This is a genomic window from Streptomyces sp. NPDC059788, assembly GCF_042732265.1.
Classification (GTDB): domain Bacteria; phylum Actinomycetota; class Actinomycetes; order Streptomycetales; family Streptomycetaceae; genus Streptomyces.
This window is the reverse complement of the sequence record NZ_JBHWHY010000001.1, coordinates 32,243-50,764: the sequence shown is the minus strand read 5'-3', so window position 1 is coordinate 50,764 and position 18,522 is coordinate 32,243. Positions and strand designations below refer to the sequence as shown.

The 18,522-nt window shown below is 70.3% G+C and carries 32 protein-coding genes; all 32 read right to left on the bottom strand.

Features of this window, described 5'->3' with window-relative positions; all coding sequences use genetic code 11:
• Positions 1–33: 33 nt before the first annotated feature.
• The 32 genes from ACFV57_RS00425 to ACFV57_RS00270 all read right to left on the bottom strand — a co-directional run bounded on the left by ACFV57_RS00425 (position 34) and on the right by ACFV57_RS00270 (position 18,466).
• On the bottom strand, positions 34–990 hold the full coding sequence (locus ACFV57_RS00425; protein WP_385224077.1) for a phage major capsid protein: 957 nt from the start codon (positions 988–990) through the stop codon (positions 34–36).
• A 15-nt stretch (positions 991–1,005) separates the two neighbouring features.
• The gene (locus ACFV57_RS00420) at positions 1,006–1,599 is read right to left on the bottom strand and encodes a hypothetical protein (protein ID WP_385224075.1); all 594 of its coding nucleotides are present in this window, start codon (positions 1,597–1,599) and stop codon (positions 1,006–1,008) included.
• Positions 1,600–1,657: 58 nt separating this feature from the next.
• Positions 1,658–2,467 (bottom strand): hypothetical protein, encoded by an 810-nt coding sequence (locus ACFV57_RS00415; protein ID WP_385224073.1) that lies wholly within the window; start codon positions 2,465–2,467, stop codon positions 1,658–1,660.
• Positions 2,448–3,878, bottom strand: a complete 1,431-nt coding sequence (locus ACFV57_RS00410; protein WP_385224071.1) for a phage portal protein — start codon at positions 3,876–3,878, stop codon at positions 2,448–2,450. The genes ACFV57_RS00415 and ACFV57_RS00410 overlap by 20 nt, the downstream gene beginning before the upstream one ends.
• Positions 3,875–5,614, bottom strand: a complete 1,740-nt coding sequence (locus ACFV57_RS00405) for a terminase (protein WP_385224069.1) — start codon at positions 5,612–5,614, stop codon at positions 3,875–3,877. The genes ACFV57_RS00410 and ACFV57_RS00405 overlap by 4 nt, the downstream gene beginning before the upstream one ends.
• Positions 5,595–6,032 carry a hypothetical protein gene (locus ACFV57_RS00400; RefSeq protein ID WP_385224067.1) on the bottom strand — a complete coding sequence of 146 codons (438 nt, stop codon included), beginning with the start codon at positions 6,030–6,032 and terminating at the stop codon, positions 5,595–5,597. The genes ACFV57_RS00405 and ACFV57_RS00400 overlap by 20 nt, the downstream gene beginning before the upstream one ends.
• 187 nt (positions 6,033–6,219) lie before the next feature.
• A complete protein-coding gene (locus ACFV57_RS00395) occupies positions 6,220–6,426 on the bottom strand; it encodes a hypothetical protein (protein ID WP_385224065.1) in 207 nt (68 codons plus the stop codon).
• Between the two features lie 57 nt (positions 6,427–6,483).
• The gene (locus tag ACFV57_RS00390) at positions 6,484–6,726 is read right to left on the bottom strand and encodes a hypothetical protein (protein ID WP_385224063.1); all 243 of its coding nucleotides are present in this window, start codon (positions 6,724–6,726) and stop codon (positions 6,484–6,486) included.
• Between the two features lie 68 nt (positions 6,727–6,794).
• On the bottom strand, positions 6,795–7,337 hold the full coding sequence (locus ACFV57_RS00385) for an HNH endonuclease signature motif containing protein (protein WP_385224061.1): 543 nt from the start codon (positions 7,335–7,337) through the stop codon (positions 6,795–6,797).
• Positions 7,338–7,742: 405 nt separating this feature from the next.
• Positions 7,743–8,063 (bottom strand): PadR family transcriptional regulator, encoded by a 321-nt coding sequence (locus ACFV57_RS00380; RefSeq protein ID WP_385224059.1) that lies wholly within the window; start codon positions 8,061–8,063, stop codon positions 7,743–7,745.
• A 13-nt stretch (positions 8,064–8,076) separates the two neighbouring features.
• Positions 8,077–8,661 carry a hypothetical protein gene (locus ACFV57_RS00375; RefSeq protein ID WP_385224057.1) on the bottom strand — a complete coding sequence of 195 codons (585 nt, stop codon included), beginning with the start codon at positions 8,659–8,661 and terminating at the stop codon, positions 8,077–8,079.
• A complete protein-coding gene (locus ACFV57_RS00370; RefSeq protein WP_385224055.1) occupies positions 8,654–9,202 on the bottom strand; it encodes a class I SAM-dependent methyltransferase in 549 nt (182 codons plus the stop codon). Before ACFV57_RS00370 ends, ACFV57_RS00375 begins: the two co-directional genes overlap by 8 nt.
• Before the next feature lie 102 nt (positions 9,203–9,304).
• Positions 9,305–9,547 (bottom strand): hypothetical protein, encoded by a 243-nt coding sequence (locus tag ACFV57_RS00365; protein ID WP_385224053.1) that lies wholly within the window; start codon positions 9,545–9,547, stop codon positions 9,305–9,307.
• 128 nt (positions 9,548–9,675) lie between these two features.
• Positions 9,676–9,915, bottom strand: coding sequence for a hypothetical protein (locus ACFV57_RS00360; RefSeq protein WP_385224051.1), 240 nt, complete (start codon positions 9,913–9,915; stop codon positions 9,676–9,678).
• Positions 9,916–9,930: 15 nt separating this feature from the next.
• Positions 9,931–10,275: a hypothetical protein gene (locus tag ACFV57_RS00355; RefSeq protein WP_385224049.1), complete on the bottom strand. Its 345-nt coding sequence runs from the start codon at positions 10,273–10,275 to the stop codon at positions 9,931–9,933.
• A gap of 10 nt (positions 10,276–10,285) precedes the next feature.
• The gene (locus ACFV57_RS00350; RefSeq protein WP_385224047.1) at positions 10,286–10,765 is read right to left on the bottom strand and encodes a hypothetical protein; all 480 of its coding nucleotides are present in this window, start codon (positions 10,763–10,765) and stop codon (positions 10,286–10,288) included.
• 20 nt (positions 10,766–10,785) lie between these two features.
• Positions 10,786–11,001, bottom strand: a complete 216-nt coding sequence (locus ACFV57_RS00345) for a hypothetical protein (protein ID WP_385224045.1) — start codon at positions 10,999–11,001, stop codon at positions 10,786–10,788.
• Between the two features lie 10 nt (positions 11,002–11,011).
• Positions 11,012–11,239 carry a hypothetical protein gene (locus ACFV57_RS00340; protein WP_385224043.1) on the bottom strand — a complete coding sequence of 76 codons (228 nt, stop codon included), beginning with the start codon at positions 11,237–11,239 and terminating at the stop codon, positions 11,012–11,014.
• A 10-nt stretch (positions 11,240–11,249) separates the two neighbouring features.
• The gene (locus ACFV57_RS00335; protein ID WP_385224041.1) at positions 11,250–11,768 is read right to left on the bottom strand and encodes a hypothetical protein; all 519 of its coding nucleotides are present in this window, start codon (positions 11,766–11,768) and stop codon (positions 11,250–11,252) included.
• Between the two features lie 98 nt (positions 11,769–11,866).
• The gene (locus ACFV57_RS00330) at positions 11,867–12,055 is read right to left on the bottom strand and encodes a hypothetical protein (RefSeq protein ID WP_385224039.1); all 189 of its coding nucleotides are present in this window, start codon (positions 12,053–12,055) and stop codon (positions 11,867–11,869) included.
• Positions 12,056–12,092: 37 nt separating this feature from the next.
• Positions 12,093–12,287 (bottom strand): hypothetical protein, encoded by a 195-nt coding sequence (locus tag ACFV57_RS00325; protein WP_385224037.1) that lies wholly within the window; start codon positions 12,285–12,287, stop codon positions 12,093–12,095.
• Between the two features lie 26 nt (positions 12,288–12,313).
• Positions 12,314–12,559, bottom strand: a complete 246-nt coding sequence (locus tag ACFV57_RS00320; RefSeq protein ID WP_385224035.1) for a hypothetical protein — start codon at positions 12,557–12,559, stop codon at positions 12,314–12,316.
• A 177-nt stretch (positions 12,560–12,736) separates the two neighbouring features.
• Entirely contained in the window at positions 12,737–14,740 is a 2,004-nt protein-coding gene (traB, locus tag ACFV57_RS00315) for a plasmid transfer protein TraB (RefSeq protein WP_385224033.1), read from the bottom strand.
• 37 nt (positions 14,741–14,777) lie between these two features.
• Complete coding sequence (locus tag ACFV57_RS00310) at positions 14,778–14,924, bottom strand: hypothetical protein (RefSeq protein ID WP_385224031.1); 147 nt, start codon at positions 14,922–14,924, stop codon at positions 14,778–14,780.
• Positions 14,921–15,562: a plasmid transfer protein TraA gene (traA, locus tag ACFV57_RS00305; protein ID WP_385224029.1), complete on the bottom strand. Its 642-nt coding sequence runs from the start codon at positions 15,560–15,562 to the stop codon at positions 14,921–14,923. Before traA ends, ACFV57_RS00310 begins: the two co-directional genes overlap by 4 nt.
• Positions 15,563–15,653: 91 nt before the next feature.
• Positions 15,654–16,412, bottom strand: coding sequence for a hypothetical protein (locus ACFV57_RS00300; RefSeq protein WP_385224027.1), 759 nt, complete (start codon positions 16,410–16,412; stop codon positions 15,654–15,656).
• Positions 16,413–16,519: 107 nt separating this feature from the next.
• On the bottom strand, positions 16,520–16,981 hold the full coding sequence (locus tag ACFV57_RS00295) for a Pycsar system effector family protein (protein WP_385224025.1): 462 nt from the start codon (positions 16,979–16,981) through the stop codon (positions 16,520–16,522).
• Positions 16,978–17,382, bottom strand: a complete 405-nt coding sequence (locus tag ACFV57_RS00290; protein ID WP_385224024.1) for a hypothetical protein — start codon at positions 17,380–17,382, stop codon at positions 16,978–16,980. Before ACFV57_RS00290 ends, ACFV57_RS00295 begins: the two co-directional genes overlap by 4 nt.
• Positions 17,383–17,392: 10 nt before the next feature.
• The gene (locus tag ACFV57_RS00285; protein WP_385224023.1) at positions 17,393–17,713 is read right to left on the bottom strand and encodes a hypothetical protein; all 321 of its coding nucleotides are present in this window, start codon (positions 17,711–17,713) and stop codon (positions 17,393–17,395) included.
• The gene (locus tag ACFV57_RS00280; RefSeq protein WP_385224021.1) at positions 17,713–18,063 is read right to left on the bottom strand and encodes a hypothetical protein; all 351 of its coding nucleotides are present in this window, start codon (positions 18,061–18,063) and stop codon (positions 17,713–17,715) included. Before ACFV57_RS00280 ends, ACFV57_RS00285 begins: the two co-directional genes overlap by 1 nt.
• Complete coding sequence (locus tag ACFV57_RS00275) at positions 18,060–18,251, bottom strand: hypothetical protein (protein ID WP_385224019.1); 192 nt, start codon at positions 18,249–18,251, stop codon at positions 18,060–18,062. Before ACFV57_RS00275 ends, ACFV57_RS00280 begins: the two co-directional genes overlap by 4 nt.
• Positions 18,251–18,466 carry a hypothetical protein gene (locus ACFV57_RS00270; RefSeq protein ID WP_385224017.1) on the bottom strand — a complete coding sequence of 72 codons (216 nt, stop codon included), beginning with the start codon at positions 18,464–18,466 and terminating at the stop codon, positions 18,251–18,253. Before ACFV57_RS00270 ends, ACFV57_RS00275 begins: the two co-directional genes overlap by 1 nt.
• Between the last annotated feature and the right edge of the window lie 56 nt (positions 18,467–18,522).

The following is an 18,522-nucleotide window of genomic DNA, read 5'->3' as shown; positions in this document are numbered from 1 at the left end:
CCACGATGGACAGCGGCCTGGCCGCCCCGGCCATCAGCTGCCGCTCGGCGTGCCGGTGAACTTCACGAACGCCTCGGCGTCACCGAGCACGAAACCGTAGTACGCCTCCGCCAGGAGCAAGACCAGGTTTTCCTGGAACGCGGAGTGCACGCCGCCATCCTCGTCGATGTACGTCGCCTCACGGGAGATCTTCACGGAGATGTCCATGCCGACGCCGTAGGCGGTCTGCGACCAGTCGCCGCCGATCGCCCGCAGGCCCGAGTCCGTGCTCGTGGACTGGCGGCGGACCTTGCCGGAGACGCTGCGCGAGTAGGCGATGGGCTCGCCCACCAGCGTCCCCGCCAGCGCCGCGCCGGTGCCCGGCACGGTGGTGTCCACGAGGATCGGGCGGCCGGTGGTGTCCGTCGCACCGAGGAGCTTGGGCTTGAGGCGGTAGTCGGCGACGGTTCCGGTGTAGTCCCAGTCGTCATCGACGATCTTTTCCATGCCGTCGACGACGTCCTTCCAGATGCCGCCCGTGCCCTGCGATGCCGTACCCAGCGCGACGCTCTTCGTCGTCATGGCCAGGTAGTCGGCGAACGGCCCGGTGGCGCCCTTCATCGTCTTGCCGTGGATCGTCGCCCGGTCGAACGCCCGGGAGAACGCGGTCGGCAGATCCTGCTGCAGTTGCGCCCACAGCCCGGCCGCGTTCGAGTTCGCGACCTCCATCGCGACGGGGATCAATACCGCGATCTTCTTGCCGGACATCTGCTTGATGTCCATACCGCCCGTGCCGAGCGGCTTGCGGCCTGCGACGTCCACCCAGTCGGCGGTCGGCACGTCGAGCGGCACCGGCACCGCCGTGTTGGCCGTCATGGCCAGCGGCACGCGGCGGGCCAGCGACATGACAGCCGACGTCTCGACGCTCTTCTCGAAGATGGGCGCCACGATCGTGGGCGGCAGGAACGTCGGATTGATGTCCGACAGCTTGATCGGATCGGTGTGAGCCATCAGGGGCTACCTTTCTCAGCGGCCCCCGTTGAGGGCCTTCGTGAGCCAGCCGGCGAACTCGTCCTCCGGCTTCAGGGATGGTCGGTTGCCGTTGCCCGAAGAGCCCTGCGTGCGATCCGGTCGCGGCGAGCGCGGGCCCTCCGCGGCTGGTTTCGCCAGGTGCGGCTTGCGCTTGAGCAGATCGGCGAGGCTGCGGCTGATGCCGTCGGTGTCAATCTCGCCGTCGGTGTCGACGAAGCTGTCGAGGTCGAGGAAGGCGTGCGCGTCCTCCGGATCGGCGAAGTCACCGGCGGCCAGGGCTCGTACCTCAGAGCGCACCGCGCGCTGCTGCACGTTCTTGATGCGCTCTTGAGCTGCGCTCAGCTGCTCGGTGAGTCGCTCCTGCTCGGACTTCTGCGCGTCTTCCAGCTCCTTCGCCTTGCGGGCGAGGGGCTCCAGTTCCTTCAGGCGCTCGCGCAGGCTCTTGGCCTCCGCGTTCTTCTTGCTCAGCGCCTTCTTCGCGCGCTCCGCGTCGAACGGCTCCTCCTCGGCTCCCGTGTCCGCCTCCGGGGCGGTCTCGGGCTCCTGCGGCTCCTCGACACTCTGCTCGGGCTCTTCGTTCTCGGGCATGGCGGTACGGCCCTCCAGGGGCTGAGAAAGGCCGCCACCAGGGCGGCCGTGGGGTTGGTCAGCGAGCGGCGGGCAGATGCCCGTGCTCGGCCAGCGCCCGCCGGAAACGGCGGAGCTGGTCTCCGGAGTACGGCGCTGCGTACTCCCGGTACAGCCGCTCCCACTCACGCGCATGATCGGACAGCTCAAAGCGCTGCCCGCGAAAGATCGGAACAGGCTGGCAGTGGCAGTTGTCGTGGAACTTGATGACGCTGTCCTCGCCCACAAAGGATTCATTGGCGAGCCGGCCAGCAGCGTCCAAGTCCTTGTACGTAGCGCCCCGGGACGCCATCAGCTTGCAGAAAGCGCACGCGCCAAGGGCTGCCGCTCGCGCGTACCCGATGGCGGTTCTGTCCTGCTGTACCGCAGTACGGACTACGCCGCGCCCTTGGTCGGCGACCAGCTTCTGTGCGACGCCCTCGGCCTTCTTCTCGGCCTGCTGCAGCCGTGTATCCAGCGACTCGCGCTGGGCCTCGGTCGCCTGCTCCGGCTCCCGCGGCCACACGTCCTTCGTCGCCCACCGCAGCGAGCTGTCGACCTGCTCATCCGGGGGCGGGTCCAGCAGCGGCACCGTGAACCGGCCCGTCACCCGTGCCGCGGTCCGCTGCGCGTCGTAGTAGTCGGCGGCCAGCGACTGCGACGCCTGCCCGTACTGGCCCACCAGCTCGCGCACCGCCTCGATCCAGTCCGGCACCGTGGCCTGCAGCCGCGACGGGATGATGATGCGCCGCAGACGCCGCATATCCCGCGCCAAGAGCCGCGTCAGGCCGTGCTGCGCCGCCCGCTGCCGAGCGGCATCGCCGCCGCCGTCAGAAATCGCCGTCGCCATCGCCGTCCTCCGGCTCCGGCGACTGCTGCGCGTCGTCCTGCTCGCCCAACTGCGCCAGACGGTCCAGGATCTTCGCACCCTGCGCCCGGCGCCGCTCCGCAGCCACGCGGCGGCGCTGGTCCTCGGTGAAGCCGGCCATCTCCAGCAGCACGTCCGACTCTGCCGGCACGATTCCGGCCTGTGCCAGCTTGACCGCTGCGTCCGTCTGAGCGGCGATCGTCGGCGTCGCGGGGTTGCGCCAGACCGCCTCGATGCGGCGCGTCTTGTCCGGAGGCTCCCCGTCGCGCACCCACAGGGCGAGGCGCATCGCGTCCCGGTGCGTCGCCCCGAAGCGGCGGATGCGGCGCTCGGCCTTCTTCACCAGCATCGCCTCGCTGGAACGGATGGCGTCCGCACTCGCGGGGTTGTCGCTGGTGTAACCGAGCATGTGCGGCGGCAGGCCGAGCTGCGTCGCCATGATCCGGGCGTACAGGTCAATGATTTTCGTCTGTCCGGACGGGTCGTGCGCGGTGAACGCCCCTACGGTCGGCACTTGGCCGTCCTCGTCCCGCTCCAGGGCCAGCACGCGGCCGATGTAGGTGTCCCAGGCGCTCTTGGCGTTGCCCTCGGCGTCCTGGAAGGCGCTCTCCGATGCGCCGAGGATGTAACGCTGCGGAGCCCCGAAGAATTCGCTCTGCACTTCGATGCCCATGAGCCGGCGGCATCCCGCGTCCGTGATGCTCATGACCTCGGGCGTGATCTCGCTCTTCCCGACGCGGTCCGCTGTTCGCTGGCGGTTCGCCATACGCAGCACCGGTACCACGCCGAGGCGGTGCTGGTCCCGGTCGAAGACCTCCCAGCCACCCTCCACCTCGGCGGCGTGGATCGTCTCGTCGGGCAGATACAGCGTCACCAGGCGCACGCCGTCCTCGATGCACTCCCGCAGCGCCGCCGTCGCCATCCGCGACCGCGCATCCCAGAACATCGTCATGTCCAGCGGCGACTCGAACGTGATCAGCGGCGGGCAGTCGGCGGTACCGCAGTCGCCCGAACCGACCGTCACGTACTCCCGGCCATAGGTCAGCGCGTCCAGATGTGCCAGGCTCGCCTCGTCGAAGAGATCGTTCGCCTCGGCGATCTCCTCCAGGTCCGAAGCGTCCGAGCCGTCCGCCCACCGGAACGCTTCGAGGTCCAGTCGCTGCTCCAGCGCCTCCACGCCGATCCGCGGCCAGCCGATCACCGTATGCAGCCCTTTGAGCTGCGGCGGAATGCTGATCCCGAGGTCGCGCACGATCTGTTCGCCGTTGAAGTAAGCGTCCAGCAGGTCCAGCTTGAAGCGAGAGCTGAGCAGGTCCGTTCGCAGGGCCGTGATCAGGTCCAGCTCATCCGGACTGAGGGACAGCAGCGGCAGCTCGGGAATCGTGGCGGTCATCGCAGCACCACCACCCTCCCCTTGCCGGGCCGGCCGCGCTTCGCCCACGCCGTCGAGTTCAGCATCATCCGGCGCAGCATCCGCGCCCCGATCGCACACACCGCCAGGTCGACCTTGCGGGCCGACTCGCGGTGCTCCTTGCCGATCGTGTAGCCCCACTGGTTCGTGCGCCGCCTGGCGTTCGCCACGTGCTGGCGCAGCACCCGGTGCCCGTCATGGGCCAGCTGCCGCTCCAGCACGTCCCGGTAGAAACGGTCCACGGCCTCCGTGAACGCCTGCTGGCGACGCCGGTCGCGCATGTCCCACAGCACCGCGTGCCGGTTCACGCCGCCCGTGACCGCCTTCAGCTTCAACCGCTTCCCGTACCGCTGCGCCCACGCGTCGATGTAGCCGTCCCAATACCGTTCGCCGTCCGCGTCGTCGTGGCCGGCGCCCGGGTCGGCGAAGAACGCGATCGGCCGGCAGTCGGCGAAGACCTGGTCCACCAGACCGTCAACCTCCTCGCGCGGCACCCGCCATGGCACGTCCTTCGGCCAGTTCGCAGGCCGCTGCCACACCCCGAGGGCGGTGACGAAGCCGTCGGACATGCGGCAGGCCGCCAGGCCCGTGGCGTCGTCGCTCTTGGAGCCGTCGAAGAACAGGACGATCTCGTCGTGCGGTTGCAGCCCGGCGTCGTCCTGGCGGCAGGCGTCCCACTCGTAGGGCGCGAGGAACGCGTCCTCCGCAGCGACGATCTGGTTGAACCAGAAGCGGCGGCTGCGGCTCGGAGGGTTGCGCACGTCGAGGATCGACGCCTTCAGCCGGTCGATGTCCAACCAGACCGAATCCCCGCGGACCGCCTTCAACGTCGGAACGATCCATTCCTCGGTCAGCAGAGCCTCCGCCGGCGCCTCCAGCGAGTCGTAGAACAAGCCCGTATCCGCCGCTCGGCCGGACTCGACCGACTCAAAGGCTTCCCGAGTGCGCTCGGCGACGCTGTCCTCGCCCGGCTCGTAAGCGTTGGTGTTCGCCAGCGTCCGGGATTGCCCGTCCGCCGACTTGGTGGCGTTGCGCTCGATGACCGCGGCCATCTCGTGCCCCTGGTTCGCCTCCACCCAGTGGTGGGTCTCCCCCAGGTTCACGGCGGTCGGCCGGCCGCCCTCCAAGGCCCGCGGCGAGCTGGTGACCGCCTCGATCCGCGCCCGCCCCTTGTCTGCGTAGATGATCTCCTTGCCGAGGTCGATGCGATACTCCTCGACCGCCCGCTTTGACAGGATCGACGGGAACAACGTCATCGTGTTCCGCGTCTGGTCCTGGCTCACGGCCGCGATCTGCACCCACGCCGCCGGATGCTGCTGCCCCAGAGGCTGCCCAGCCGGCACGCCCCACTCGTTGCCTTCGTCCGCGACCTCGCCGAAGCGACACGGGCCCACGAACTCGAACGCCGACCACGTCGCGATCAACGGGTCCTTGCCCCACCCCTTCAGGCGCTGCACGACCCCGTCCCGCCACCGGAACCGGTTCGTCACCGGGTCCAAGGCGTACCACCACAGGGTCAGCCGGGCCTGCTCGGGCGTGTAGTGCCACGGCTTGCCCACATAGTGCTGCAGGTAGGTGGCCGTCCAGGCCAGGCAGTGCCAGCCCAGCGTGTACTCCGGCAGCAGGAACCGCCCGTCCGGGCCGCGCTGCCATGTCGGTCCGATCGTGAACGGCTCGACGACCTCGGGGACCGTCTTCTCAGCCGCCTGCGAGGTCACGGTAAGCGTCCAGCGGTTTTACCGCGGCCAGCTGCGGCCCGGCCGGCTTGCGCTCCAGCTCGATCCGCGCCCGCCGACGGTCGCCCTCGGTCGTGAGCAGCCGTGCCATCACGCTGTCGAGTGCACTGACGTACTGGCCGTTCGGCGGCCGGTCCGACGACAGGCCCCGGGACATCAGCTCCGCCGCGTACCGGGCCACCGCCCAGTCCGACGGTTGGTAGAACGCCGCCTGCCCCGACTCCCGCAGAGACAGGTACCAGTCGGTGGCGATCGGATGCCACAGCGGATCCGGGTCGGGCAGGTCCGGCAGGTCGGCCGGTGGGCCCGCTGCGGCCTTGGTGATCGTGTCCTTCTCGTTCTTGGAGCGGTGACCCATGCGCTCCTCGGAGCGCTTGCCGATTGGTCCCCGTGCACCCATGACGACCTCCAGGGTCTCGGTGCGAACGGCCGCGCCTCCAGGACGCCGCCACGGTCTTCATGCGGCACGCCTCCGGGGCGGCCGGCCGCCCTAGGAAACCCGGGCGGAATCTCAGGTGCTATACGGCCCCGATGGCTGTGATCACCGGGGAGGGGATCACCCCCCAGGGGCGATCAAGGTGTGCGGATCATGCGTACCAGCGCTCGAAGTCGATCTCTGACGCCTTGATCGCTTCCGCTGCGAGGGCTCGCGCTCGTGGATCACTCGACGTCTGCGCGATGACCTTGAGCACGTCACGATAGAGATCGTCTTCCAGTCCGTGAGCTTGCTCAACGTCGCTGCTCGCGCTCTTGGCGATCACTGCGATGCGGTCGCGCACACGGGAGACGTCCATGCCTGCCTCCCTCGGTGCCCTGCCCGCGCCGGCCCGCCCTGCCCGTCGGGTGGGTGGCTACCGCCTGCGCCTGCTGGCCTTGGCGTGCTGTGAGGTGGTCGTGCCGGTGGCCTGCACGTGCCTGAGCTGGCAGTAGCCCTTGGCCCTCGGTCCCATGTACTTGGACACGGCGCGGACGCACCGCTTCCAGTCGCCTGGCGTTCCCCATCGGATCTTGGCTGCGCCTGCCCCGCTGCTCCAGTAGTTGCGCAGGGTCTGGGCGTTGCCTCCGCGCTTGCTGCCGCGTCCCTTGCTGGCCACGTGGATCACTCCTCGGGCTGGTCCTGGGTGCCGTCGATCGGTTCAGGTAGCGGGCTGCGACGTTTGCCTCAGTCAGTCACGATGGGCTTACGACGGCGCGCGTCCTGTCGAGCCCACTTGGCCTTCGAGCAGGGATAACAGGTCCGATGGTTCGGCTGCCCCGGCGGAACGTACCAGTTGGCGGGGTCTTTAATGTCGTGCAGCCCCGCCTTGCACAGTTCGCGCGCTCCGTACCCCATGCTGCTGCGCCGGAGATTTTCGGACGCAGTGACCGGCTCCAGGTGCTGCGGGTTCACGCATCGGCGGTCTCGGCAGAGGTGATCCAGTTGCAGGCCCTCCGGAACGGGGCCGACATGCTTGAGATAGAAAGCCCGATAGGCGAGGTTCGTGCCCTTATAAACCCGACTCATCTGGCCGTATCCGTTGCTCTGAAAGAGCGGTCCCGTCCAGATCCAGCAGCCGTTGTCTGCGACCTCGTACCGGGCGAAGTTGTTGATCCTCGTGTCTTCAACACTGCCGGTTCGATACCAGCGCGCCGAGTGCATGTTGCACCAGCCGAGACGCTTTACCGGACGGTCACAGTCTACGACCTTGCATATAGCATGGGCCACGTCGATCTCCTCGCTAGATCGGCCACGCCCCGGGAGTGTCACCAGCACTCGCCGGGGTTTCTTGTTGCCACGATCCTATCGGTCATCTCGCAGGATTCCGGGGTGAACTTCCCTCGGGTGACCGCGAGTTGGAGGAAGTTTTTCACGTTGCGCGTCGTTACCTTGCTTCGAGGAGAGCTGCATGTGACAAGGAGCGCAAACGCCGCGAAGGGCTTCGGGCCGGTGGTCGTCGGTCTTGGCCTGGATGTGGTCGCAGTGTGTGGACGGCCGTACCCCGCACAGCTTGCAGATCGGATCGCGGGCCAGAACGCGGGCGCGGATCGTCTTCCAGCCGGGCGGGAGGCGCTTCACGCGGTCCGATCCCTGCCAGCTGCCGCTCATGACAGCGCGTCGATGGACATGTCGTCAGCCTCCAGCTCTCTGCAGGCGGCGTGCACAGCGGGTTTCCAGGGCCGCATGGGCCTGCGCCCGGCCGATGCCGGAGAGCGCATAGTAGGTCCGCGGAGGACGTCCCGGGTGAGGTTCGGCCTCGACGCGGGCGGTCACCCAGCCGTAGGTCTTGAGGCGGTCGAGGATCGGGTAGACGGTGCCAGATCCGAGGTCGGCGTCACGGCAGATGCTCAGCCCCCAGGCGGGGGCGTCATCGGACGCGGACAGCAGCACCTCCAGCACGGCGATGGTCGGCTTGGTCAGCCTGGGCAGTTCGAGGATCTGGATGCGGGCCATCGGCGCGGGCCTTTCATGGTCGGGCGCGGCTGTCCCATCGGGGTCCGCGCAGGGTTTCAGGGACATCACTCATGGGCGTGCGCGCGGGGATGGCGAGCCAGTGGGCGACGCGCGGGCGCCGTTCGGGCGGCTCGGGCCTGTCGAGTCCGGCGAGGATCTCGTCGGTGAGCCCGTGGGCGTGCGCGAGATCGAGCAGCTCGGGGCAGTCGTTGAGGTTCTCGGTGTTCGGCAGGCCCCACTCGTCGGTGCCGCAGCCCTCACAGGCGGCGGTGAACGCGGTCTGGCTGGTGTCGAGGGTGTGCCGGGCCAAGATGCGGCGGTCGGCTTCGCAGCGGCGGAGCACGGCGGTCTCTGCCTCCAGCGGAGCGAGGCGACTGTCGAACGGGGCTGCTTCCCGCCCGGTGACGGTCAGCTCCAGCCCTTCGGCGCTCTGATCGACCTCGGTGATCGTCCCGGTGATGGCTCGGCTGCCGTCGTTCGGGCAGACGACGACCTTGCGGCCGACCAGTTGGCGGCGCGCCGCCTCCTCGGCGGCGTCAACTCGCCGGGTGATCCAGGCGTGCAGGCCCATCGGCGCCGGCTTTTCGCGCTCACTCACGCCGTGACCACCACCAAACCCCGAGCGTGTGCCCGCGTATGCCTTCGAAGCCGTACCCGCGGCCTCCGGTGAGGCTGCGGAGGACGTCTTCCATGTCGTCGGCGTCCCAGTGGTGGACGTGCTCCTCGGCTGGGTTGCCGTCGACTTCGCCCTGGGGTGCGTCGACGATGGGCACGGACACGAGGATGTGCCACGCCCCGGCCGCCTCAATGCGGCGGAGCAGGTCGACGGCGTCTTCGCGGGGCATGTGCTCCAGCACGTCCCCGCAGATGACGAGGTCCCGGTGGTAGAGGTGGCCGGGGGCGCGGCGGGCGTCGAGGTGGTGCACCTCGTCGTACTTGGCCTTGAGCTTGTAGCGGCCGATGTACGGCTTGTGGATCTCGACGGCCGTCCACCACACGCCCGGCTCGTCGGGCTCGTGCGGGCGCAGCAGCTTGGCGTAGGTGCCGTCGCCGGGTCCGACGTCGGTGACCGTGTCGGGCTGGTGGCGCTGGAAGTGCTGGAGGGACCAGTCCTTGCCCTCGTCGATGCTCGTGGGCATGGGCGGCTCCTCTCGCGTCGGGGTGCCTGCTGCCCGGCGGGCCGCCGGGGTGCCGGGCAGCAGGCTGGGCCCGCCCTGGGGGACGTCGGGCCCGGTCGGGGGTCAGGCGGCGCGGGGTGCGCGCTGGGGGGTGGGCCGGTAGGTGGGGGCGAGGGCGCGTATCTCGGGGAGGGCGTACATGGTGCGTGCGCTGTGGCCGAGTCCGGTGGGCCGGCCGTCGCCCTGGAAGCGCTGGATCTTGCCGCGTGAGGCCCATTTGCGGATGACGGTGGCGGGGACGCCGGTGAGGCGTTCGGCGTCGTGGGCGTAGACGAGGTCGTCGGGGAACAGCTCGTGGGGCCGCATCGCTGCACCTCCCCGGCATGCAGAAAGCCCCCGACCGTGTCGGGGGCTCCTGGTGGTTGAAGGGCACACTACTGGTGCCTGCGGTCACTGTGACATAGCGGTGATCGACGGTCAAGCACAGACGGAAATCAGCCCCGTGCGTGGCGCTCCCGGCCCAACGCGATGGCGCGTGCGACCTGTTCGTCGGTAAGCCGGTCGGCGGTCGTCCCGGCTTCGGCTGCGATCTCGTTCGCCGCGTCCACGATGGCCATCAGCGCCGGGTCGGTCAGGGCTCCGGGACCGAGGGTGCGGACGACCGCATGCTGGTTCACGGCGGGCTGCTCGGGGGCGTAGGGCTGCTGCACCATGGGCTTCGCGCGAGGCTTCATGGCTTCATCCTCTCTTCATCGACCCAGTACGTGCCACGGGAACGGCTCGGCCTGCACCTGCGTGAGGTGCGGGTCCCAGAACCAGCGGAACGGGAAGCTGGGGACGCCCATCTCCAGGGCGATGACGGCCCGGGGGTGTCCCTCGTAGACGAACACATGCCGGTCGCGCTCGCGGACGCCGATCAGCAGGGGCTCCTCGATCCCCCGCTCCGGGATCGTGGCCCGCAGGTGCGCCAGCGTCTCGCGGCTGCGCCGGTGCCGCTCGTGGTAGCGGCGCGCACCCTCCCAGGTGGAGAACTCGGCGGGGTGCACGTGCCGGCCGAGGAGGGACGTCTTCATGCGGCCGGTCCAGGGTGCCATCTGCTACTCCTCAGTGGATGTTGGTGGTGTTGCTGCCGAACCAGCGGCTGGCGGTGTGCACGGTCGTCGTGACGTTGTACGTGTCGCCGCCGCTCCGGCCGCGAGGCAGCTTGGCGGCGAGGACGATGACGGCGAGCCAGAACAGCGCCCCAGCACCGAGTCCGGTGAGGCCGTTGGCGGCCTGCCCGACTCCGTAGCCGACACCGGCGGCGAAGATCCCACCGCCGATACCTCCGCCGAGGAGCCGCTGCGCCAGCGGATCGAACAGGGGCTGCGGGGTGAGGTCGCGGGGCGGGGTGGGCTGGACGGGCGCCGGGGCCTGGGAGCGGCGCATCGGCACCATCTGCCCGTAGGCATCCGGCACCCACACGACCGGATCGCGCTCGCCGTACAGCTCCACGGGCCCGTGCAGGGGTGCTTCGACGGGCCAGCCGGGCAGCCGCTGCCCGCCGTGCTGGTGCTGCGGGTCGGGCAGCGGCTGCGGGGACATGAGGCTCCTCTCGGGTCGGGTCAGTCGTTGAAGTGCTGGTTGAGGCGGTCGCTGGACTCACGCGCCGCGTCGGCGATCTCGCGGCGCTCCTCGGCGGCGCGCCGGTGTATCCCGGCTGCGGTGGTCTTGCCGTCGGCGGTCAGGCGGTCGGCGATCTTCTGGGCCCGGTCGGCCGACTGCTGGTAGTCGGCGGCGATGGCCGCGCGGTCGGCCTTGGTGTAGCGGCGCCAGGCCATGGGGCTCCCCTCAAGGGCGGTTGTTGTCGATGGCGGCCTGATGCTCGGTGTTGATCCAGCCGCCGACGTGGCACACGATCCGATCGTCGCTGACGGTCCATGCGGGGTCGGCGCTGGCCGCCTTGAGCGCGTCGTCGGCCGTGGCGAAGTGCTGGGTGAAGTCGGTGAAGTCGTCGCTCCAGCCCGCGCCGCAGACGTCGCAGCGGGCCACGTAGCAAGTCTCGGTGGTGATGGGCATGGTGCTCCTCTCAGGGGCGGTTGGTGTCGGTGCGGTTGCTGGCGGCGCCGCGCAGGAGCGCCAGCTGGCCTTCGATCAGGTCGGCGTTGCCGGTCAGCCAGCTGGCCCTGTCGGCCTGGGATGCGGTGGCGACGGCCTGCCGGAGGTGGAAGAGGGCGGCGGCCATGTGGGCGACCGGCGCGGTCTCCTGCGGCGGGAGCCCTTGGTACGCCTCGCAGTCGGTCATTGGGCCGGTGGAGGGCCGGCGCAGGTGTCGGCGGGCCTTGGCGCAGGCGGTCAGGTGCCGGTCGGTCCAGTCCCACGCCCTCTTCAGACCGGTCTTGTAGGGCCCGTCGACGTACTTCTGGGCGCTGCCGTGGACCTCGCCGATACCGAACGGGACGGTGGTGGTGCAGGTGTGGCAGTGGGCGACGGCCTGTACGGCCACGTCGATGACCACGCCGCCGTCGGCGCTGGTCGCCCGCATCTGGTGGCCGGGGGGCAGCGGGATGTCATCGGCGACCTCGCGCCGGCTGATGTCGGTGTCCATGACGCTCTCCTTCGGGTTCGGCGTCGGGCGGGCTGCCCGGCGTCCTCCTCACCGCCCGGCCTGTGCCGGGCGGATCGGGGGCGGCCGGTCAGCGCGTCTCAGGTGTCGAGGTCGTCAGCGTCGCGACGGGTCTTGGCAGCCCACTGCTCGCAGACCTCGGCAGCCGCTGTGTCCCCTTTCGCGCGGAACGCGGCGGCCTGACGCTCCGCATCGGCTGCGGCCTCCCGCTTCCCTTCGCCCGTGTCGAACGGATCGGGATCGCTGGTCTTTCGGCTGAACCAGCCCATGGCGGGCTCCTCTCGGTTGACGGGTTGGGGCAGCCGGTCAAGCGCGGCGGGCCCGGGAGCTGACGACGCGAGCGCCGGGCTCCTGCGCGAGCGCTGCCTTCTCGGCGCCGTTCAGAACCTGGTCGCCGGTCTCGTCGTCGGGGCCGACGCCGTCACCGCGGTAGGTGACGCGGGAGCCGTCGGACAGTTCGAGTTCCACCTCGGCCTCGTAGCGGGCGTTCTTCTTGGACATGTGCCTCTCCTCTGGTCAGGGGCGGGTCAGCGGTTGCGGTAGGCCTGTTCGGCGGCGGCGGTCGCGTTGTTGATCTGCTCGACGAGGGTGGACAGGTCGAGCGTGACGCTGAGTTCCGTGGAGGCGCTGCGCTTCACTTCGAGGCGCTCACGACTGTCCGGGGCGAGGGTCGCCGCGTGCGATTCGATCAAGTCAGTGGCAGCCTGGAGGACCGAGAGGGCGTCGTAGACGGTGTCGGCGGTCCAGGTGTAGCGGGGCGGCTCGAAGGTCATTTCGCTCTCCGTTTCGTGGCGGTTTGTACCCGCTGTCAGCCAAGGGGGTGCCAGCGGGTGTCAGAGGTGGGTGTCAGCTCGCGCGCGCACGCGCATTACCTAAGGCGGGGAGGGGTGTCAGCGGCTTCTGACACCCCTTCTGACACCTGATCAAGGTGTCAGCGGTGTCGGTGCAGGTCAGGCGGGTGTCAGCTCGGGATCGAGCAGCTTGTAGACGCCCACCTCGTCGGTCTCTTCGAGGTACACGCCCTCGTCGGCGAGGTCGGTGAGCTTCTCCGAGACCCAGGAGCGGGCGCGGCCGATCCGCGAGCCCTTGCCGAAGGGCCCGAAGTCCTTCGGCCCGACCGTCTCTCGGCCTTCGGCGCGGAGTTCGGCGAGCATGGCCAGCAGCCCGGCCAGAGCCTCCTTCGGGCTGCGGTTGTCGCCCTGAGCGGGCGGCTGGTTGGGGAACTTCCACGGCTTGGCCACCGGCGGGATCTCCGCGTCGGGGTCGACGGCGGGCTCCGGGGTGTCATCGTCGTCGCCGACGGCCGCGACGATGTCGCGTTCGACCTGGCGTTCCAGGCGGGCTTCCTCCTCCCGCTCGGCGTCCTGCTTGGACATGACGGCCTCCTTCGGGTTGATGCTGGTCAGGGACTGGCCGGGCGTGTAGATGGCGCGGTTGGCGTATGCCTCGCCCGCGGCGACGGTGGTCGTCGTTCCGGCCGGCGTGTGGACGGCGTCGCGCTCCAGGACCTGCCGGATCTCGTCGTCGGTGATCGGGTCCCAGTGGCGGGCCTTCATCGAATAGCGCTCTTCGTCCACGCCCGGTGCGACGAGGTAGTGGTAGCCGGGCTTGCGGTTCTCCCAGGCTTCGGGGCGGGCGCCGGCGTCACGGACGTCGTCGGGCAGAGCCATGTCGGCGGTGGTGGCTCCCTTGACGCCGTAGCAGCGGACGCCGCCGAGCTGCTCGCGCACGTCGGTGGGCATGGACGTGGATGAGGGGCGCTGCTGGCTGACCTCGACACTGATGCCCGCCGACCGGGCTGCTTCGACGACCGGCTCCAGCTCGCTGCCGTTGCGGAAGAGCTTCGCGGACTCCTCAAGCACGACGACCATGTACGGCATGCCGAGCTTGTGGAACGCCTCGGGCGTCCAGTTCTTGAACCCGTTGCGCCCCAGCTCGTCGGCGCGGGCGGTGATGACATGCGGCAGTGCATCGACCATCGCTTCACAGCCCGCCTGAGTGATCTCCACCCAGTCCATGTAGGGCAGCAGGGGGCCGAAGGTCTGCATGCCCTTCGCCGGATCACCGCCCCACACGATGGCGTTGTACCTGGTCAGAACCTCGATGAGGGCGTAGACCGTGCCGGTTGACTTGGCGGAGCCGTTCATGCCGAACACGCCGAAGTGCGTGGCGTTGCGGCGCGTCTTCTCGTCGGCCGGGTACCAGAAGCGTTCGGGCTCGCCGTCCTCGTAGATGCCGTTGACGATCGGTTCGGTGATGCAGCCGCCCGGGGCGGACGGTCCGGGGTACGGGACTCCGCCCGCGAGCATGTCCTTGGGGACGAACACGAACTCGCCCTCGGATGCGTTCTCGGTGTTCATCACGTTGCGGATCGCTGCCGCGGAGATGCCCAGCTCACCGGCGATGTTCTCGATGCGGCGGCCGATCTCGGCGCTGGTGAGCGCCCCAGGATCGGTGATCTTGTAAGGGGCGGTGACCTTGTTCGGTTCGACCTTCGGCTCTCCCCGCAGCGCCAGCTTGGCCTTGCCGAGGCTCTTGACCAGCAGCCCGGTCTCGCCTGCGGCTTGCTCGCCGGACTTCGCGTCGGGGCTCGTGCGCAGGGCCTGGCGGATGTTCCAGCCGCCCGCCGCTACCGCACCGCCGATAGCCCAGGTGGACGCGAGGAAAGGGTCGAAGGGGTCAGCGACTGTGGCGACGACCAGGAAGGACGTGCCCGCGGCGGTGGACAGGGTGGCGTGCAGGCGGCGCGCCTCGCTGGTGCCCTTGCCTGCCCACCAGGTGGAGACGGTGAGCAGGCCCGCAGCCAGGGTGAGGCCGACACCGGCCGCCGGCGATCCGCCCCACAGGGCGTGGGTGCCGACGCTCGCCGGCATGGACGCGGCCACGGTCAGCCACGGCCGGGCCCTCGGGTGCTTGAGGGCCTTCCACAGGTCGCCTTTGACGGTGTCAGCCACGGTGTCACTCCAGATGTCAGTGCAGGTGAGAGGGGTGTCAGCGCGCGAGGGCGGCGATGAAGACGTACAGGACGAAGAGGACGGCGGCGGCGATCAGGCCGTCGCCAAGCAGGACGCAGTAGCGGACCCGCAGCCACAGGGCGAATGCCAGCCCTGCGGCTGCGGCGACGAGCAGATCGATCACCAGTTCTTCCAGGCGGTGTTGCGGCCGGGCTGCTGCCGGTGGCGCGGATCGCCTCGGCGGTGGCCGCTACTGACCTGGGCCAGCTGCGCCTCGAACTCGCGGGTGAAGATCGCCCACAGCAGGGCCCCCTGCTTGGCGATCAGCTTCTCCGCTGCGGCGATGCGCCGCAGCGGACGAGCCACGCGACGGGCCCTTGCGCGGGAGCCGGACATGGAGCCGTACTGGTCGGGCAGGGAGCGGAGGACCCCTTCCAGGGTCTCGGCGTCCAGGGCCCGCTCGACGGCCCGCGGCCGCGCGTCCTTACGGATGGCCTCGGAGAAGGCACGCAGATCCTCGTCGCTGGTGAAGCCGCTGCCGGGCAGGGCCTTCCTGTCTCCGGCGCTGCTTCCCCCGCCGTTGACGACGGTCTTGTTGAAGCTGAACGTCATCGGCGGCAGCAGGCCGTCGGCGGGCAACAGGCTCAGCTTGTTGACCTCGATTTTGGTGTTGCGGGTGCGCTGCGGTGGGGCGTAGGGCTGCTGGGCCACCGCCTGCCGGTACGCACGGACCTGCTCGGAGGGGGAGGGGCGGCGCCCGTTGGTGGGCGGGTAGTTCGGCTGCGGCGGAACCTGTGCGCCGGAGCCGTTGGCGGCTGCCATGTCATCTCCTGTCGGTGAAGTGAGTGCGGGCGCGGTACCGGGCGGCGGTCCGGCGCGCGCGGCCACGGGCCGCAGTAGCGGTACCGGGCGGTCAGGACGCGAGGGCGGCGCGGCGCACACGGCGGCCGTAGGAGTCGCCGGTACCGAGCCGGTTGCCGATGTCGGTACCGGTCATCTCGGGGTTGTCGGCGAGCCATTGGCGGGCGGTACTGACGTGCTCGTCGAAGCTGCCGGTGATCTTCTTGCGGGCGGTACTGGACCGGGTGGTGCGTCGTGCCCGCCGTACCGGTACCGCTGTCTCGTGCTGCGGCTCCGGCTCCGGTACGGCCTGCAGTTCCGGGCGCGGTACCGGCCCGCCCGGTACCGGCAGTTCGCGGGACCCGTCGGCGGTACCGGCAGGCGGTACCGGGCTGGTCTCCGGTACCGGTACCGGCTGCTGTGCAACGGTGACGCGCACGGCCTCTGCGTCGGGCTCCGCGGGCGGTACCGGTACCGGCTTGGCGGCCGGTACCGCGAGGGTGTGCACCCGCCAGATCACGAGCGGTACCAGAAGCGACACCGCGGCCACGAGCGGTACCGATACGGTCGCAACGCGGGCCTCCAGCAGGTGCGCGGCGATCTGGGCGGTACCCATCAGCACGAGCGACAGGGCGATGTCCCGGCCGCGGGACCGGCGGATCGCCGCCACCACGTACACGTCGATGGCGAGCGGCAGCAGTACCGCCACCGGTACCGCCGCCCCGATGGCGCGGGCGAGCTGGTACTCGGCGTAGGCGGTGAAGCCGACACCGGCCACGAGCGACACCGCGACGAGCGGGTCCCAGCGCTTACGGGTCGTCTGCGTGGACACGAATGGTCCTTTCGGTCAGTGGATGCGGCCCGCGAGGAGGCCGGCGACGTACAGAGCGAGCAGGACGGCCGGGACGACGACCCCGAAGACCAGGTAGAAGGTGCGCATCACACACCCCCGATCGCGAGCGCGGCGGTGAGGAGCGCGACCAGTCCGGCGGCCTTGAGGAGCAGTACCGCCCCGGTGAGCAGGCGCATCTTGGCGTGGCAGATCCGTGAGATGTTGCGCAGCTCGGCACGCAGCTCGGGCTGAGCAAGGGCGGCCTCCAGTTCCTCGTCACTGCACCGGGCGTAGTGGACGAAGTAGGCCCGGCCGCCGGCCAGACGTGGCCGCACCACGTCGAGCAGGAGCCAGGCGCCGCCGCCGACGAGGGCCGCGGTGGAGACGGCCGGAATGCCGGTGGCCCAGCCGCGGTGGACGAGGTCGCCGACGTGGTCGGCGAGCGGTCCGGCGACGATCGCCAGGGCGGCCAGGAGGATCGACGCCTTCGTGTCGGCGCGGGCGATGTCCGAGCGGACCTCGGCCATCCTCGTCTCGATACCGCCGGCGGCCGGCGCGGTGGTCGTCATGCCGCCTCCGGCCCGTAGTGGCGGGCGAACGCGGCGACGTCCGCGTACATGGCGCGTGCCGCGTCGGCGGTGAGGCCGGGCTGCAGGTGCCAGGCCCAGGCGTCGGCGTAGGGCGCGCCGGTGGCGGCTCGGATCAGCAGTTCGATGACGGCGCCGACGACGTAGCGCGTGGACTCGGTGTGTGCCGTCTCGTCGGCGACCGCGCCGGGGCCGCCGGGCCGGAACGGGTCGGGGACCTTCCAGGTGATGGTGTCGAGGTGTTCGGCGGCGGCTTCGGCGTGCGCGGCGACCTGCTCGCCGGTCAGCGGCTCGCCCGCGTATCCCCGCCACAGGCGGCCCGCGGGGTACTTCTGCTCGTACAGGTCGTAGGCCCGGTCGATCAGGGTCGTGGTCGTGGTCATTGCTGTCCTCTCAGGTACGGGGTTCGGGCGGGGTGGTGACCTTGATGGGCACGCCGCGGTCGTCGCGGCGGTAGACGCGGGCTTCGTTGATGCGCAGCTTGCGTTCGACCGCGTCCTGCAGATCCACCCCGGTCATGTCGGCCAGGCCGGCGAGGAAGAGGAGGATGTCGGCAAGTTCCTCGGCGAAGTCCGGCAGGTCCCTGCGCCAGGCGGTGAAGGCTTCGCCGACCTCGGCGGTCAGCAGGGCGACCTCCAGCGGTACGTCGGTGGTGTTGAGCCCTTTGGCGCGCTTGTTCGCGACTGCGGCGGCCTGGATGGCGCGCAGATCCATCACGCCACCTCCGGCCGGCGCACAGAGTGGCAGCCGGCCGCGTGCTCGTTGGCCCGGTCGCGGGCTTCGCGCCGCTCGCGGTAGCCGCGCTCGTAGTAGGTGTCGCCCTCTCGGGCCACGGAGAGGCAGCCCAAGCAGCGCCAGCCGAAGCCGTCGATCTCGTAGGGCTCGTTGGCCGCATACGGTGCGCCGCGGTGGTCGAAGCGCGCGGCGAAACGCAGCGTGTGGACGTCGACGTGGGCGCCTCCCTGGGTGCGGAAGCGCATCACCACGCCGTCGGGCCACGCCAGCTCGTCGGCGGGGGCTTCCGGCACGGGCTCGGCGGGGCGGCGGAACAGGCGCAGGTTCACCGGGCCCACCTCCGCCCGTACTCGGGCCGCATCGCGATCCACACGAGGGTCGCGGCGAGCGCGGCGCCCGCGGCCAGCGGCGTGGACAGCACCCATCCGACGGCGGCCACAGCAGCGGACGGCAGGGCCGGGCAGGCGACGACCAGCGCCACGGCCAGGGCCAGGGCGACCCACGCGGCGGGACGCATCACGCCGCCTCGCCCAGGTCGGCGCCGTACAGTTCGGCGGCCACCGACGGCTCGTCGGGGTGCCGGCGGTCGTAGCGGACGGCCTCGGCGTACAGCCGCAGCTGCTCGAACGGGTCGCCGCTGGAGTGGTAGGCGGTGACCAGCTGCGCACGGTAGGCCTCCGCGGCGGTGTAGCGGGCGACGTCGGGCAAGTCGTACAGCTCGGCGGTCGTCATCGCTCTCTCCTGTCGATATGTCGATACGAGTGGATGGCCGGGCCCGGCGGCGCGGG

Coding starts and splice junctions, on each gene's coding strand:
- ACFV57_RS00425 (WP_385224077.1), bottom strand. CDS start 990: ATGGCTCACACCGATCCGATCAAGCTGTCGGACATCAATCCGACGTTC.
- ACFV57_RS00420 (WP_385224075.1), bottom strand. CDS start 1,599: ATGCCCGAGAACGAAGAGCCCGAGCAGAGTGTCGAGGAGCCGCAGGAG.
- ACFV57_RS00415 (WP_385224073.1), bottom strand. CDS start 2,467: ATGGCGACGGCGATTTCTGACGGCGGCGGCGATGCCGCTCGGCAGCGG.
- ACFV57_RS00410 (WP_385224071.1), bottom strand. CDS start 3,878: ATGACCGCCACGATTCCCGAGCTGCCGCTGCTGTCCCTCAGTCCGGAT.
- ACFV57_RS00400 (WP_385224067.1), bottom strand. CDS start 6,032: ATGGGTGCACGGGGACCAATCGGCAAGCGCTCCGAGGAGCGCATGGGT.
- ACFV57_RS00395 (WP_385224065.1), bottom strand. CDS start 6,426: ATGGACGTCTCCCGTGTGCGCGACCGCATCGCAGTGATCGCCAAGAGC.
- ACFV57_RS00380 (WP_385224059.1), bottom strand. CDS start 8,063: ATGGCCCGCATCCAGATCCTCGAACTGCCCAGGCTGACCAAGCCGACC.
- ACFV57_RS00370 (WP_385224055.1), bottom strand. CDS start 9,202: ATGCCCACGAGCATCGACGAGGGCAAGGACTGGTCCCTCCAGCACTTC.
- ACFV57_RS00365 (WP_385224053.1), bottom strand. CDS start 9,547: ATGCGGCCCCACGAGCTGTTCCCCGACGACCTCGTCTACGCCCACGAC.
- ACFV57_RS00360 (WP_385224051.1), bottom strand. CDS start 9,915: ATGAAGCCTCGCGCGAAGCCCATGGTGCAGCAGCCCTACGCCCCCGAG.
- ACFV57_RS00355 (WP_385224049.1), bottom strand. CDS start 10,275: ATGGCACCCTGGACCGGCCGCATGAAGACGTCCCTCCTCGGCCGGCAC.
- ACFV57_RS00350 (WP_385224047.1), bottom strand. CDS start 10,765: ATGTCCCCGCAGCCGCTGCCCGACCCGCAGCACCAGCACGGCGGGCAG.
- ACFV57_RS00345 (WP_385224045.1), bottom strand. CDS start 11,001: ATGGCCTGGCGCCGCTACACCAAGGCCGACCGCGCGGCCATCGCCGCC.
- ACFV57_RS00340 (WP_385224043.1), bottom strand. CDS start 11,239: ATGCCCATCACCACCGAGACTTGCTACGTGGCCCGCTGCGACGTCTGC.
- ACFV57_RS00335 (WP_385224041.1), bottom strand. CDS start 11,768: ATGGACACCGACATCAGCCGGCGCGAGGTCGCCGATGACATCCCGCTG.
- ACFV57_RS00330 (WP_385224039.1), bottom strand. CDS start 12,055: ATGGGCTGGTTCAGCCGAAAGACCAGCGATCCCGATCCGTTCGACACG.
- ACFV57_RS00325 (WP_385224037.1), bottom strand. CDS start 12,287: ATGTCCAAGAAGAACGCCCGCTACGAGGCCGAGGTGGAACTCGAACTG.
- ACFV57_RS00320 (WP_385224035.1), bottom strand. CDS start 12,559: ATGACCTTCGAGCCGCCCCGCTACACCTGGACCGCCGACACCGTCTAC.
- traA (WP_385224029.1), bottom strand. CDS start 15,562: ATGGCAGCCGCCAACGGCTCCGGCGCACAGGTTCCGCCGCAGCCGAAC.
- ACFV57_RS00295 (WP_385224025.1), bottom strand. CDS start 16,981: ATGACGACCACCGCGCCGGCCGCCGGCGGTATCGAGACGAGGATGGCC.
- ACFV57_RS00290 (WP_385224024.1), bottom strand. CDS start 17,382: ATGACCACGACCACGACCCTGATCGACCGGGCCTACGACCTGTACGAG.
- ACFV57_RS00285 (WP_385224023.1), bottom strand. CDS start 17,713: ATGGATCTGCGCGCCATCCAGGCCGCCGCAGTCGCGAACAAGCGCGCC.
- ACFV57_RS00275 (WP_385224019.1), bottom strand. CDS start 18,251: ATGCGTCCCGCCGCGTGGGTCGCCCTGGCCCTGGCCGTGGCGCTGGTC.
- ACFV57_RS00270 (WP_385224017.1), bottom strand. CDS start 18,466: ATGACGACCGCCGAGCTGTACGACTTGCCCGACGTCGCCCGCTACACC.